Below are 783 nucleotides of genomic sequence, written 5' to 3'. Positions count from 1 at the left end.
ATTCGGCGAGCGCCTGCCCCAGCGGCCCTGCCTCCCCGCCGTTGCGGTCCACCAGCTTGAGGGCGCCGGCATGGTCGAAGCGGTCCCACCGCTCCATCGCGGCAAGCCAGTTGCGCCACAGCGCGACGCGGCGCGTCCAAGCACCAGGCAGCGAGGCCGGCACGGCCTGCTCGGAGGGCAGGACCGCCAAGGCCGCCTGATATGCCCGCTGCCGCGTGAAGTTGGCCACAGAGACGAGGACACGGCCCAGCCCGACAGCCTCGGCGGGCACGTCGACGGGCGTCTCGGTGCCATCCTCGACCTGGCGAAGATCGCGACGCCGTCCGGTCATCAGCCGCAGGTCGCAGCCTCCTGTCATGGCTGCTGCAAGCATGAGCGCCCCAGACATGCTTTTCGTGCCGCCGGTATAGTCGGCGATCACGCGGCAGCCCCGCTCCTGCGCCATGGCCAGCTGCGTCTCGATGAGCGCGAAGGCGCGGTCGAGCCCGTCGGCCGGAACCTTCCGCACCCGGGGCTTTGCCGGCCAGACGTCGCAACCCTTGAGCGCCTTGACGGCGTCTGCCGAACTCCTCGTGCCGCCCGCCCCGTCCGAGACGATAAAGAGCGCCTCGTCGGGCCGGAAGCGGGCAAGCGCGGTCTTCAGCGGCTCCGGGCTCCCGCCGACGGTGAGGACGAGGAGGGTTGGCCGATCCGTCGCAGCAGTGCCGGTCAGCGCCCGCTCAGCCATTCGCAGACCTCGACATCCCTTGCACCTCGTAGGCGCCGAGTCCGAAGCTCGCCTCC

The 783-nt window shown here is 71.0% G+C and carries 1 protein-coding gene; it reads right to left on the bottom strand.

Features of this window, described 5'->3' with window-relative positions:
* Positions 1-727, bottom strand: a 727-nt coding sequence (locus tag H3H34_RS13195; RefSeq protein ID WP_207790955.1) for a hypothetical protein, incomplete at its 3' end; no start/stop codon positions are given.
* Positions 728-783 lie beyond the last annotated feature (56 nt).

Origin of the sequence: Thermaurantiacus tibetensis, assembly GCF_015354055.1 — a bacterium.
GTDB lineage: Bacteria > Pseudomonadota > Alphaproteobacteria > Sphingomonadales > Sphingomonadaceae > Thermaurantiacus > Thermaurantiacus tibetensis.
The sequence above is the reverse complement of the archived record's forward strand: the minus strand, read 5'-3'. Positions and strand labels throughout refer to the sequence as shown.